The sequence below is a fragment of the Thermus thermophilus HB8 genome (genome assembly GCF_000091545.1).
Taxonomy (GTDB): Bacteria; Deinococcota; Deinococci; order Deinococcales; family Thermaceae; genus Thermus; species Thermus thermophilus.
This window is the reverse complement of sequence record NC_006461.1, coordinates 189,489-201,319: the sequence shown is the minus strand read 5'-3', so window position 1 is coordinate 201,319 and position 11,831 is coordinate 189,489. Positions and strand designations below refer to the sequence as shown.

The following is an 11,831-nucleotide window of genomic DNA, read 5'->3' as shown; positions in this document are numbered from 1 at the left end:
TATGGCGGCGCGGGTTTTCTTTCTCTTCGCCTTAGGGTATTTCCTCTCCTATTTCTACCGCTCGGCGAACGCGGTGCTCGCCAAGGACCTCTCCCAGGAGCTGGGCCTGGGGCCGGCGGAGCTCGGCTTCATGACGAGCCTCTTCTACCTGGCCTTCGCCGCGGCCCAGCTCCCCCTGGGGGGGCTTTTGGACCGGGTGGGGCCCCGGGCCGTCACCCCGGCCCTCCTCCTCGTGGCCGCCCTGGGGAGCGTGGTCTTCGGCCTGGCGCAAAGCTTCGCCGTTTTGGCCCTGGGCCGGGCCCTGATCGGGGTGGGGATGGCCGCGGCCCTCATGGGCTCCATGAGGGCCTTCAGCCTCTGGTTCCCCAGGAACTACGCCACGGTCTCCACCCTCCTCGTGGGCCTGGGGGCCACGGGGGGGCTTATGGCGGCCACGCCCCTCGCCCTCCTCAAGGAGGCCCTGGGTTGGCGGGGGGTGTTCCTCCTGGGGGCTTTCGTGGTGGCCCTGGTGGCCCTCGCCCTCTACCTGGGGGTGCGGAACACCCCCCCGGGGGTGGCCTGGCCGGGGGGGCAGCGGGGGGACGGGCTCGGGGAGGTCTTCCGCAACGGGAGGCTCCTCCGGGTGGCCTTTTTGGCCTTCGCCTTCGCCGGGAGCTTCCTCGCCTTACAGACCCTTTGGGCCGGGGACTACGCCTACCACCTGGGCCTCACCGCCTTGGAGGTGGGGAACCTCCTCTTCCTCTACTCGGGGGGAGCGGTTTTGGGCTTTCTCGTTTCCGGCTACCTGGCGGACCGCTTGGGGACGGCCCGAGTCCTCCTCGCCTCGGCCCTCCTCTTCGCCTTGGGCCTCCTTCTCCTCCTCCTTAAGGCCCTCGTCCCCGCCTACGCCCTCCTCGGCTTCTTCGGGGCCTTCAACATCCTCACCCTCACCCAGGCCCGGGAGCTGGTCCCCTCCCACCTGGTGGGCCGGGGCACCACCTTGGTGAACCTCTTCGGCATCGGGGGCACCTTCCTCCTGCAGTGGGGCGTCGGCGTGGCGGTGGAGGCCTTGGGGTACGCCCTGGCCTTCGGCGGGCTTCTCGCCCTCCTCCTCCTGGCTCTCGGCCTTTACCTGCCCCTACTTCACAAATCCTCCGGGTGAAAGAGAAGCCGCTGGAGGTCTTTCACCCTCTCGGGCCACTCGGGCCGGGGGGGTGGCAGCTCGGGGGGGAGGAGGGGAGGCCGCTCCCGGGTCCCCAGGAAAAGCCAGGGGTGAGAAAGGAGGTTTCGCTTACCGCCAGGGCGGTAAACCACAAGCCTCCCCCTTTGCTGCCAGACGTAGAGGATCTGCCGATCCACACCGAGGGACCGCGCCACCTGATCCAGGGGAAGAAGGTCGGCAAAACGCACGAGGGCCAAGGCGATGACCTTGTCCAGACGGGCCAAGAGGGCTTCGCCCAAAAGGAGGGCCAAGGGCCGCCACTCCCCCTGGTCCAGGGTCCCCACCAGGGCGTTGGGCTCGGGTGGGGGAAAGCCATGGTGCAACCCCCGGTCCGCCTGCTCTAAGGCCTCGTAGTAACGCTTGCGGTCTTGGTCCTCGAGGCTCTTCACCACGAGAGGCGGAAGGCCGGAGCGAATGGCCACGTAGTTGAGGAGAACCCTCCCCACACGGCCGTTGCCGCCCCGGTAGGGGTGGATGGCCTCAAAGAGGGTGTGGACCTTGGCCAGGGCTTCCAGAACCTCGCCCCTTTTCAGGAGGAGGGGAACCGCTCGGACAAAGGCCCTGAGGTAATCCCCGGCTTCCAGAGGGGGCCTCACCTTGGCCCCTTGGATTCGGCGCTCCACCCCATCGGCGGGCCTGCCCCGCTCCGCCTCTTGGGGGGTTTCGCGGAAAAGCTGGCCGTGGATGTTGTTCACGAAGGCCACGTCCAGATGCCAAGCCTCCTCTTGGAGGTCCTGCAAAGCTTGCTCGTAGACAAACTGGGCCGTGCGAAAGTAGTTGAGGACCTCCGCCGCCCCCTTGCGTCCCCTAAGCACCTCCCGTAGCTCCCGCTCCGTGGTGAAGTAGCCCTCTATGGCCAGGGAGTTGCGGGTGTCCTCCTGGAGCATGTAGAGCCACTCCTCGTTGGCCACTTGGATCAAGCGGAGGTCCATTCCCCCGAGGCGGCGGAGGAGGCCCAAGCGCTCCTCCAGGGCGCGGCGCATTTTGTTATACGCCACATGGAGCTCGCGCGCCATCTGGCCCCATGATAAGGCAGTTTTCGCCTCTGCTCACGAAACGCCCACCTTGGGTGGAACTAACAGCGCTGTGATAAACTCTCTCCATGCTGGCCCAGGTGCGAAGCTACGCCCTCTTCGGCCTGGACGCGGTTCCCGTCACCGTGGAGGTGGACGTTAGCCCGGGGCTTCCCAGCTACGCCCTGGTGGGCTTGCCCGACAAGGCGGTGGAGGAAAGCCGGGAGAGGGTGCGGGCGGCCCTCAAGAACGCGGGCTTCCCCTACCCCCAGGCCCGGGTGGTGGTGAACCTGGCCCCGGCGGAGCTTCGGAAGGAGGGGAGCCAGTTTGACCTTCCCATCGCCCTGGGCCTCCTCGCGGCCCAGGGGGTGGTGCCCCTCGAGGCCCTCTCCCCCTTCGCCCTCGCGGGGGAGCTTGGCTTGGACGGGAGCCTGAGGCCCGTCCCCGGGGCGGTGAACCTGGCCCTGGGGGCCCTGGCCGAGGGGAAGAAGCTCCTCCTGCCCCTGGAGAGCGCCAAGGAGGCGGCCTTGGTGGAGGGGGTGGAGGTCTACGGGGCGAGAAGCCTCCAGGAAGCCGTGGCCTTCCTCAAGGGCGAGGAGGCCTTGGCCGAGGCCCGGCCCGAGGAGGCCCCGGAAGCGGTGGAGGCGCTGGACCTCAGGGACGTCAAGGGCCAGGCCAAGGCCAAACGCGCCCTGGAGATCGCCGCCGCGGGCTTCCACCACCTCCTCATGGTGGGAAGCCCGGGCTCGGGGAAGACCATGCTGGCGCGGCGGCTTCCCTTCCTCCTCCCGCCCCTCTCCCGGGAGGAGGCCTTGGAGGTGACCCGGATCCACTCCGCCGCGGGGAAGCCGGTGCGGGGGCTTGTGAAGGCCCCGCCTTTCCGCGCCCCGCACCACACGGTGAGCTACGCTGGGCTCATCGGGGGTGGGGCCATTCCCAAGCCCGGGGAGGTCTCCTTGGCCCACCGGGGGGTGCTCTTTCTGGACGAGTTCCCGGAGTTTTCCCGGGAGGCCCTCGAGGCCCTGCGCCAGCCCCTGGAGGACGGGGTGGTGACCGTGGCCCGGGCCCGGGCAAGCCTCACCTTTCCCGCCCGCTTCCTCCTGGTGGCGGCCATGAACCCCTGCCCCTGCGGCTGGCACGGGGACCCGGAAAGGCCTTGCACCTGCACCCCCGCCGCCCAGAGGCGCTACGCGGCCAGGATCTCCGGGCCCCTCCTGGACCGGTTTGACCTGGTGGTGGAGGTGCCCCGCCTCACCCCCGAGGAGCTCGCCCGCGCCCCCGAGGGGGAGGGCACGGAGGCGGTGCGGGAGCGGGTCCTAAGGGCCCGGGAGCGGATGCTCGCCCGCCAAGGGAGGCCCAACGGCCTCCTCTCGGGGCGGGCCCTGAGGGAGCACGCCCGCCTCACCCCACCGGCCCAGGCCCTCCTCCAGGAGGCGGCCAAGCGGATGCTCCTTTCGGCCCGGAGCTACGACCGCGTCCTCCGGGTGGCCCGCACCGTCGCCGACCTCCTGGGCGAGGAGAGGGTGGGGGAGGCCCACGTGGCCGAGGCCCTGGCCTACCGCAGGGCCCTCTAGGCGAGGCGCAAGGGCTCCACCTCCACGGGGGTGGAGTGGAAGGTGCTTCCCCCGCCCAGGTCGGTGAGCCTTTCCGAGGTGAGGTGGTTCACGCCCTTGCCGTCTGGGGCCCACTTCTCCCACCAGGTGCCCTCGAGGACCACCGTCCCCGGGATGGGGGCCTCGGTGACGTGGGCCTTCCTCGTGATCCTCCCCCAAGGGGAACGGATGTGGACGAGCATCCCGTCCCGAATCCCTCGCGCCTCGGCGTCCTCGGGGTGGATGAGGAGCCTAGGCTCCCCGCCTTCCGCCTCCACCAGGGCCTTCACGTCCCCGTAGGTGGTGTTGAGGAAGCGGTGGGCCGGGGGGGTGAGGAGGATCAGGGGGTATTCGGGAAGGGGCTCGGTGGGGATCACCTCGGGCGGGGGGCTGAAGCGCACCTGCCCTTCGGCGAAGGGGAGGAAGGGCCTGGGAAGGTTGAGCTTCACGAAGCCTTCCCGCTTGAGCCTTTCCAGGGTGATCCCCTCTAGGTAAGGGTGGTCCGAGGCGAGGAGGCTTTCCGCCACCTCCTCGGCCGTCCAGTAGAGGGTGGGCTCCTTCAGGCCGAGCCGCTTCGCCAGCTCCCGGAAGACCCAGGTGTTGGGCCGGGCCTCCCCCGCGGGAGGGCTTAAGGGCTCGTTCCAGGAGAGGTAGTAATGCCCGTAGCTCGTGTAGAGGTCGGGGTGCTCGTAGAAGAGGGTGGCGGGGAGGAGGTAGTCGGCGAAGCGGGCGGTCTCCGTCATCACCTGCTCCAGGACCACGGTGAAGAGGTCCTCCCGTGCAAGCCCCGCCTTCACCTTCCCCGTATTGGGGGCCACCACCAGGGGGTTCGTGTTGAAGACGAAGAGGACCCGGATGGGAGGGTCTAGCTCCGTGAGGGCGGTGCCGAGCTGGTTCATGTTGACGGCCCGCGCCTTGGGGTTCGGCCGGAAGTAGCCTTGGTGGGGATGTCCCCCCTCCAGGAGGTGCCGCCCCCCGAGGAAGCGCTTGTTTAAGGGAAAGGCCCCGCTCGTGGAGAGCATGGCCCCGCACCCCGGGTAGCGCCAGGCCCCGAGGAGGGCGGGGAGGAGGACCACGGCGCGGAGGGCGTTTCCCCCTCCCGGGTGGCGGGTCATGCCGTAGCCCACCCGCAGGAAGACCCGCTTCGCCTCCCCCATCTCCCGGGCGAGGCGGAGGATGGCCTCTTCGGGCACGCCGGTGAGGGCGCTCGCCCGCTTTGGGGTCCACTTTTCCGCTTCCTTCTGGAACTCCTCCAGGCCCACCGCCGCCTTCCCCAGGTACTCCCAGTCCAAAAGGCCCTCCCGGAAGAGGACGTGGGCCAAGGCGTAGGCCAGGGCGGCGTCGGTGCCGGGGCGGAGCTTGAGGTGGAGGTCGGCGAAGCGGGAGGTGAGGTTTTCGTAGGGGTCTATGTGGACCACCTTGGCCCCCCGCCTCCTTGCCTCCTTGAGGAAGGGGGTGAGGTGGCTATTCGTGGAGAGGCTATTGATCCCCCAGAGGAGGATATAGCGGGCGTTTTCGGGGATGTCCTCGGGATCGGGGCCGAGGCGGGGGCCGTAGGTCATCTCCCAGGCGGCGCTCCCCGCCGTGGCGCAGATGGTCTCCAAGAGCTCCGAGGCCCCGATGGCCCGGAAGAAGGCCAGGGGGTGCTGGTTCTCCACAAGGCCCGTGGTCCCGGCGTAGTGGTAGGGGAGGACGGCCTCGCCCCCCTCCCGGTCCAGGACCTCCATGAGGCGCTTGGCGATCTCGTCCAGGGCCTCTTCCCAGGAGACCCGCACGAACTTCCCCTCGCCCTTTCTCCCCACCCGGCGCAAGGGGTAAAGAAGCCTTTCCCTTACCCTCTCCGGGTAGCGATAGGTCTTGGCGCAGGCGAAGCCTTGGGTGATGGGGTGGCGGGGGTCCCCCTCCACCCGGAGGAGGCGCCCTTCCTCCAGGGTGAGGAGGAGGCTGCAGGCGTCGGGGCAGTCCAGGGGACAGGTGGCGCGGGCCCTCATGCCCTTAGAGTAGCCCAAGGACCTCGAGGGCGCCGCACCGTTCCTCGTAAAGGTCCGGCAGAAGCCCCAGGGGGACGTCCAGCCGCAGGAGGAGGCCCTCCCGGTAGAGGGGCCAGCGGGGCCACCCCTTGGGCTCGCCGTCCTTGGCGAAAGAGGTCCAGTAGCGGCGCATCTTCTTGCCCAGGTACTCTGCCTCCTCTTGGGCTTCTTGGCGTAGGAAAAGAGGTAGGAAGGGCCTCTCCAGGAGGTTCCCGAAGAGGGGGGCGAGCTCCAGGCCGTGGAAGGCCCCGAGGCCCTCAAACCCCGGCGCCCGGAAGGTGAAGAGGTAGGCGTAGGTGGGGGCGTGGGGGGCCTGAAGGCGGGCGGCCTTCAGGGAAGGGCAGAGGAGGGTGAGGTCGGTCTGCACCTCCCCCCAGGCCCTTTTGGGGTCGGGGACTCCCTTCCGGTAGTGGGCGAGGAGGGCCTGGGCCTTCTCCCGGGAAAGCCCAGACTCCAAAAGCCTCCTTTCCGCCTCCTCCCAGTCCCCGGGTCCGAGGAGGGCTTGGAGGCTGGGGAAGGCCACCTCCTCGGCGTTCGCCCCGGCGATGAGGGGGGTGCCCGCCGCCTTTCCCTCCCTTAGGGCCTCCCTGGGGTCCTGGGGGAGGAGGAAGGGGGAGAGGTGGGGCTTGAAGGGGCCTGTCCGGAAGAGGGAGGGGTTTGAGAGGAAGCGGCCCGTGGCCTCGAGGGTGGGCTCCTCGGGCAAGAGCCTCTCCAGGGGGAGGGCGCGGAGGCAGGCGAGGTCCTTGGGGTCGCACCCCCTCGCCTTGGCCCAGGCCTCCCCCTGGGCGTAGTCTTCCTCCAAAGCCCGGACGTACCCGCACCCTCCCGATTGGACGATGGCCTTTTGGAAGAGGCCGCGGGCCTCCGGGGTGGCGAGGAGGGTGCAGACCAGCATCCCCCCGGCGGACTCCCCGAAGAGGGTGACGTTCTTGGGGTCGCCCCCGAAGTAGCGGATATAGTCCCTCACGAAGCGGAGGGCCTCGAGGACGTCCAAAAGCCCGTAGTTCCCCACCGCTTTCGGGTCCTCCTCGGCGAGGGCAGGAAGGGCGAGGAAGCCCAAGGGCCCCAGGCGGTAGTTGGGGGCGACCACAACGACCCCCTCCTCCGAAAGCCGGTGCCCCCGGTAGATGGGCTCGGCCCCTGCCCCCGAGGTGAAGCCCCCGCCGTGGAGGTAGACCATGACGGGGAAGCCCCCCGGGGGCGGGATCTGGGCGGGGAGGTAGACGTTGAGGACCAGGCAGTCCTCCCTCTCTAGGGGGATGGGGCCGCCGAACCAGGCCGTGATCCCCGGGGCCTGGGGGCAGGCCACCGCTTCCTGGCCCACGCCGGGGGGCCAGGCCTTTAGGGGCTTCGGGGCCCGGAACCGCTCCGCCTCGGCGTAGGGGAGGCCGTAGAAGGCGATGGCCCCGCCCTCGAGGCGGCCTTGGGCCCGGCCCAAGGGGGTCTCCACCCAGAAGGCCTGGGCGAGGGCCCCTCCCAGGAGGGCGAGGAAGGGCAGGAGGCGCCGGAGCATGCCCTAAGCGTATAAGATGGCCCCATGGCCGAAGGGCCCTTGGAAGCTCCCTTTTGGCGAAAAGGCCTCCTCGTGGCCGGTCTGGACGAGGCGGGGAGGGGGGCCTGGGCGGGGCCCATCGTGGTGGGGGCGGTGGTCCTGCCCCCGGGGGAGTACCCCTTCCGGGACTCCAAGCTCCTCTCCCCAAAGGCGAGGGAGCGCCTGGCGGAGAAGGTCAAGGAGGTGGCCCTGGCCTTTGCCCTGGGGGTGGCGGAGGCGGCGGAGGTGGACCGGCTTGGGGTCCTCAAGGCCACCCTCCTCGCGGCGGAGAGGGCCCTCCTCTCCCTCCCCCTCGCCCCGGAGGCCCTCGTCACCGACTACCTCCCCCTTCCCACCCCCCTTCCCCTCCTCTCCCCGCCCAAGGCGGACGAGAAAAGCCCCACGGTGGCCGCGGCGAGCATCCTGGCCAAGGTCCACCGGGACCGGATCATGGACGAGCTGGACCGCCTCTACCCGGGCTACGGCTTCGCCCGGCACAAGGGCTACGGCACCCAGGAGCACCAGGAGGCCCTCCTCGCCTTAGGGCCTAGCCCCGTCCACCGGAAGCGCTTCGCCCCCGTGGCCCAGGCTCCCTTAAGGTTTCCTGAAGCTCCTTAGGCCCTTTTGGGCCTAAACTTAGGGGAAGAGGTGGGCGGTATGCGGGTTTTCCTTCTGGCCCTTGCGGCCTTCCTTTCCGCCTGCACCCTGACCCTTTACCCGGAGGGCCTTTCCGTGACCTACCGGGTGGACTTCGGCGGGGCGATCCTGCGCTTTGAGCCCGACCGGGGGCGGGGGGCCACCTACTTCGTGGGGGAGGAGGTGCGCTTCTTCCTCACCCTGGACCGCCCGGGCTGGGTGAGCCTGGTGGTGCAGGACCCGGACGGCTACACCTACGAGCTGGACCGCTTCCACCTTTCTCGGGGCACCCACGTCCTGCCTCCCGGGCCCTACCGCTACACCCTCACCCCGCCCCGGGGCCTCCACCGGGTGCGGGCGGTCTACACCCAAAGCCCCCCCTCAAGCCGGGTCCGCCTCGAGGGCCGCTACACCGACTGGGACGCGAGGCTCCGCCTCTACGTGGAGGCCTCGGGGGCGAGGGCCTACGACGTGGCCGAGACCTACTTTTACGTCCGCTAGGGGCTTGCCCAAACGCGGCGTTTGGGGTATGATCCCGGCGGACACCCTTAGGGGAGGTGAATAAAGATGAAGCGGCGCGACTTTTTGAAGCGGGCAGGCATCGGCGTGGCGGCGAGCGCGGCCTTTGGCCCCGTCTTCGCCCAGGGGAGCCCCACCGTCCGCTGGCGCATGGCCAGTAGCTTCCCCAAGAGCCTGGACACCATCTACGGGGCGGCGGAGGTCCTGGCCGACCGGGTCTCCGCCCTCACGGGGGGCCGCTTCCAGATCCGGGTCTACCAGGCGGGGGAGATCGTCCCCGGCCTCCAGGTTATGGACGCGGTGCAGCAGGGCACGGTGGAGGCGGGGCACACGGCGAGCTACTACTACGTGGGCAAGGCCCAGGTCCTGGCCTTTGACACCAGCGTGCCCTTCGGCCTCACCGCCAGGCAGCAGAACGCCTGGATGTACCACGGGGGCGGGATTGAGCTTTTCCGCCCCATCTTCGCCGACTTCAACATCATCCAGTTCCCTGGGGGCAACACCGGGGTCCAGATGGGGGGCTGGTTCCGCAAGGAGGTGAGGAGCCTCGCCGACCTCAAGGGCCTCAAGATGCGCATCCCCGGGCCCGGCGGCCAGGTGATGAGCCGCCTGGGCGTGGTGCCCCAGGTGCTGGCGGGCGGGGACATCTACCCGGCTTTGGAGCGGGGCACCATTGACGCCACCGAGTGGGTGGGGCCCTACGACGACGAGAAGCTCGGCTTCTACAAGGTGGCCAAGTACTACTACTATCCCGGTTGGCACGAGCCCGGGCCCATGCTCTCCTTCTACGTGAACCTTCAGGAGTGGCGGAAGCTCCCCAAGGAGTACCAGCAGGCCTTTGAGGTGGCCGCCGCCGAGGCCAACCAGTGGATGATGGCCAAGTACGACCGGGTGAACCCGCCCGCCCTCCAGCGCCTCCTCCGGGCCGGGGTGCGCCTCAGGAAGTGGCCCAACGAGATCATGCAGGCGGCCCAGAAGGCGGCCTTTGAGTGGTTTGAAGAAGAGGCGGCCAAGGACGCCACCTACCGCAAGGTCTACACCGCCTGGAAGGCCTTCCGGGAGGAGCAGTACCGCTGGTTCGCCGTGGCCGAGCTGGGCTACGCCCAGTTCGCCTTCCCGGGCGTCTGATCCGGGCGAAGGCCGAGGCCCCCAGGGCTTGCCCTGGGGGCCTTTTGCAGTGCTTCGCCGCGGTCCTTAGAAGCGGAAGTTCCGCACGAACTCCATGATCGGCTCCTGGAGGAGGTAGGTGAGGACGAGGACGAGGAGCTGGAGGCCGATGAAGGGAAGGCCGCCTTGGTAGATGTCCAGCGTCTTCACCTCCTTGGGGGCCACGTTGCGGAGGTAGAAGAGGGCAAAGCCGAAGGGCGGGGTGAGGAAGGAGGTCTGGAGGTTCACGCCCACGAGGAGGCCGAACCAGACCTTGTCAATGTTCAAGGCGTCGGCGCCGAGGGCGAGGAGGGGAAGGACGATGAAGGCGATCTCAAAGAAGTCAATGAAGAAGCCCAGGAGAAAGACGAGAACCATGACGAAGACGATAAACCCCACTTCGCCCCCGGGAAGCCCCGTGAGGAAGCCCTCCACCCAGAGGTCCCCGTCCACGCCCCGGAAGACCAGGCTGAAGAGGGTGGAGCCGATGAGGATGAAGATGACGAAGGCGGTGAGCTTGGCCGTGCCCTCCATGGCCTGGTAGAGGACGGGGAAGGAAAGCCGGCGGTTCAAGGCGGCGAGGAGGAGGGCCCCCACCACCCCCATGGCCCCGGCCTCCGTGGGGGTGGCGAGGCCGATGAGGACCGTGCCCAGGACCAGGAAGATGAGGACGAGGGGCGGGACCATGGAGAAGAGGGCCCGGCGGAGGAGGGGATTTCGCCGGATCCGGGGGAGGAGGAGGAGGGTCCAGAGGGCGAGGCCCAAGAGGACCTCGAGGCCCTCGAGCCACCCGGGGAGGTGGAGGAACCCCCCAAGCTTCCACGACCCCACGGCCACGAGGAGGTAGGAGAGGAGGGCGAAGGCGGCCTCGGGCTCCTTCCCCGCCTCGGGCCGCGCCTCGGGGGGCAGGGCGGGGACCCACTGGGGGCGGAAGAGGGCGAGGTAGATCACGTAAAGGAAGTAGAGGCCCACGGTGAGGGCCGAGGGAACGAGGGCGGCCACGTACATGTCCCCCACGCTCACCCCGAGCTGGTCGGCCAGCACGATGAGGACCACGCTCGGGGGGATGATCTGGGCCAGGGTGGCCGAGCCCAGGATCACCCCGCTGGCGACACGGGGGTTGTAGCCGTACTTGAGCATCACCGGCAGGGAGATGAGGCCCATGGCCATGACGCTCGCGGCCACGACCCCCGTGGTGGCGGCGAGGATGGCCCCCACGAAGACCACGCTGAGGGCGAGCCCGCCCCTTAGGGGACCGAAGAGGCGGCCCATGGTGTCCAGGAGGTCCTCGGCGAGGCCGCTCTTCTCCAGGATGATGCCCATGAAGGTGAAGAAGGGGATGGCCAGGAGGAGCTGGTTGGACATGATGCCGAAGATGCGGTCCGGCATGGCCTTGAGGAGGGCCGGGGGGAAGAGGTCCAGGGCGATGCCCAGGAAGCCGAAGACGATCCCCACCGCCCCTAGGGAGAAGGCCACGGGGTAGCCGGAGAGCAGGAAGACCACCAGGGCGGCGAACATCAGGGGGGGCATGACGGCGTAGAGGTCCACCTCAGACCACCTCCTCCTCTTCCCCGGGCGTCCAGTCGGGCAGGTGCCCGGTCAGAAAGGCCAGCCGCTTGATGAGCTCGGAGAGGCCCTGGAGGGCGAGAAGGGCGAACCCCACGGGCAGGGCGATCTTGATGGGCCAGCGGGGCAGCCCCCCCACGTCGGGGGACATCTCGCGGATGGCCACGGCGTTCGCCACCCAGTCCCAGGAGAGGTAGATGACCCCGAGGCTCATGGGGATGAGGAAGAGGAGGGTGCCCACCAGGTCAATCCAGGCCTGGGTCCTCTTGGAGAGGCGCCCGTAAACGAGGTCAATGCGCACGTGGGCGTTGTGCTTGAGGGCGTAGGCGCCGCCCAGGAGGAAGATGAGGCTGAAGAGGTACCACTGGGCCTCGAGGTAGGCGTTGGAGCTGTAGCGGAAGGCGTAGCGCATCAGGGCGTTTCCGGCCGAGAGGAGGGAGACCGCGAGGACGAGCCAGACGATGATCCGGCCCACGCCTTCGCTTAGGGCGTCAATGGCTCTAGAGAGGGCGAGCAGGGCGCGCATAATCTTAACCTCCCGGTGTAGACCCGCCCCATCCTACCTAGGGGGGCGAGGCCTGTCAACGCGGCTTTCTT

10 protein-coding genes are annotated in these 11,831 nt (G+C 69.0%); 5 read left to right on the top strand and 5 right to left on the bottom strand.

The annotated features are described in order from the left end of the window. The first annotated feature begins 1 nt into the window (after window position 1). Entirely contained in the window at window positions 2-1,141 is a 1,140-nt protein-coding gene (locus TTH_RS01060) for an MFS transporter (RefSeq protein WP_011227775.1), read from the top strand. Here the strand turns inward: TTH_RS01060 and TTH_RS01055 are convergent. Next, window positions 1,123-2,184: a Fic family protein gene (locus TTH_RS01055; protein ID WP_224065221.1), complete on the bottom strand. Its 1,062-nt coding sequence runs from the start codon at window positions 2,182-2,184 to the stop codon at window positions 1,123-1,125. The two genes, TTH_RS01060 and TTH_RS01055, sit on opposite strands and share 19 nt — an antisense overlap. Before the next feature lie 119 nt (window positions 2,185-2,303). Here TTH_RS01055 and TTH_RS01050 point away from each other — a divergent pair, with 119 nt between their 5' ends. Further along, window positions 2,304-3,788 (top strand): YifB family Mg chelatase-like AAA ATPase, encoded by a 1,485-nt coding sequence (locus tag TTH_RS01050; protein WP_011174141.1) that lies wholly within the window; start codon window positions 2,304-2,306, stop codon window positions 3,786-3,788. On the opposite strand, the gene TTH_RS01045 is transcribed toward TTH_RS01050, so the two are convergent. Further along, the gene (locus TTH_RS01045; RefSeq protein WP_011227773.1) at window positions 3,785-5,797 is read right to left on the bottom strand and encodes a molybdopterin oxidoreductase family protein; all 2,013 of its coding nucleotides are present in this window, start codon (window positions 5,795-5,797) and stop codon (window positions 3,785-3,787) included. The two genes, TTH_RS01050 and TTH_RS01045, sit on opposite strands and share 4 nt — an antisense overlap. Window positions 5,798-5,801: 4 nt before the next feature. Then, on the bottom strand, window positions 5,802-7,349 hold the full coding sequence (locus TTH_RS01040; RefSeq protein WP_011227772.1) for a polyhydroxybutyrate depolymerase: 1,548 nt from the start codon (window positions 7,347-7,349) through the stop codon (window positions 5,802-5,804). 24 nt (window positions 7,350-7,373) lie between these two features. Here TTH_RS01040 and TTH_RS01035 point away from each other — a divergent pair, with 24 nt between their 5' ends. The 3 genes from TTH_RS01035 (at window position 7,374) to TTH_RS01025 (ending at window position 9,650) form a co-directional block, all read left to right on the top strand. Continuing rightward, window positions 7,374-7,985 (top strand): ribonuclease HII, encoded by a 612-nt coding sequence (locus TTH_RS01035; protein ID WP_011227771.1) that lies wholly within the window; start codon window positions 7,374-7,376, stop codon window positions 7,983-7,985. Between the two features lie 39 nt (window positions 7,986-8,024). After that, entirely contained in the window at window positions 8,025-8,504 is a 480-nt protein-coding gene (locus tag TTH_RS01030) for a DUF4384 domain-containing protein (RefSeq protein WP_011227770.1), read from the top strand. 66 nt (window positions 8,505-8,570) lie between these two features. Further along, complete coding sequence (locus TTH_RS01025) at window positions 8,571-9,650, top strand: TRAP transporter substrate-binding protein (protein WP_011227769.1); 1,080 nt, start codon at window positions 8,571-8,573, stop codon at window positions 9,648-9,650. Window positions 9,651-9,716: 66 nt separating this feature from the next. Here the strand turns inward: TTH_RS01025 and TTH_RS01020 are convergent, their stop codons facing one another. Continuing rightward, window positions 9,717-11,216: a TRAP transporter large permease gene (locus TTH_RS01020; protein WP_011227768.1), complete on the bottom strand. Its 1,500-nt coding sequence runs from the start codon at window positions 11,214-11,216 to the stop codon at window positions 9,717-9,719. A 1-nt stretch (window position 11,217) separates the two neighbouring features. After that, window positions 11,218-11,760 carry a TRAP transporter small permease subunit gene (locus TTH_RS01015; protein WP_011227767.1) on the bottom strand — a complete coding sequence of 181 codons (543 nt, stop codon included), beginning with the start codon at window positions 11,758-11,760 and terminating at the stop codon, window positions 11,218-11,220. Window positions 11,761-11,831: the final 71 nt, after the last annotated feature.

Excerpts from the sequence above, each read along its gene's own strand:
- TTH_RS01060 (WP_011227775.1), top strand. The coding sequence starts at position 2 with ATGGCGGCGCGGGTTTTCTTTCTCTTCGCCTTAGGGTATTTCCTCTCC.
- TTH_RS01055 (WP_224065221.1), bottom strand. The coding sequence starts at position 2,184 with ATGCGCCGCGCCCTGGAGGAGCGCTTGGGCCTCCTCCGCCGCCTCGGG.
- TTH_RS01050 (WP_011174141.1), top strand. The coding sequence starts at position 2,304 with ATGCTGGCCCAGGTGCGAAGCTACGCCCTCTTCGGCCTGGACGCGGTT.
- TTH_RS01045 (WP_011227773.1), bottom strand. The coding sequence starts at position 5,797 with ATGAGGGCCCGCGCCACCTGTCCCCTGGACTGCCCCGACGCCTGCAGC.
- TTH_RS01040 (WP_011227772.1), bottom strand. The coding sequence starts at position 7,349 with ATGCTCCGGCGCCTCCTGCCCTTCCTCGCCCTCCTGGGAGGGGCCCTC.
- TTH_RS01035 (WP_011227771.1), top strand. The coding sequence starts at position 7,374 with ATGGCCGAAGGGCCCTTGGAAGCTCCCTTTTGGCGAAAAGGCCTCCTC.
- TTH_RS01030 (WP_011227770.1), top strand. The coding sequence starts at position 8,025 with ATGCGGGTTTTCCTTCTGGCCCTTGCGGCCTTCCTTTCCGCCTGCACC.
- TTH_RS01025 (WP_011227769.1), top strand. The coding sequence starts at position 8,571 with ATGAAGCGGCGCGACTTTTTGAAGCGGGCAGGCATCGGCGTGGCGGCG.
- TTH_RS01015 (WP_011227767.1), bottom strand. The coding sequence starts at position 11,760 with ATGCGCGCCCTGCTCGCCCTCTCTAGAGCCATTGACGCCCTAAGCGAA.